Source organism: Planococcus sp. RAB007_Raresut (assembly GCF_057369535.1).
Genome location: NZ_JBXYIF010000200.1, coordinates 1 through 251, shown reverse-complemented (window position 1 = coordinate 251; position 251 = coordinate 1). Strand labels below are relative to the sequence as shown.

At 57.8% G+C, this 251-nt stretch carries 1 pseudogene; it reads left to right on the top strand.

The window, feature by feature from the left end:
• Positions 1-142 precede the first annotated feature (142 nt).
• Positions 143-251: pseudogene (locus tag AC2Q9J_RS18270) on the top strand (hypothetical protein); the annotation flags it as partial.

The window sequence follows — 251 nt, the reverse complement described above, 5'->3', positions numbered from 1 at the left end:
GACAGCCCTGCTGGAATCCGGCGAGGTTACTGTGCCCGAGGAACTGGCGGTGAAATTTGGTACTAGTGCTTATGCAGAACTGACACCTCAGTAGAAAGCCGAGGTTGTTGACTCTTTCCGTCTGGTTTACCGCACGAACTCCCTGGTGAACTGGTGCCCCGGGTTGGGAACGGTACTGGCGAACGAGGAAGTCACAGCCGACGGGCGTTCCGAACGCGGGAACTTCCCGGTGTTCCGTAAGAACCTCTCGC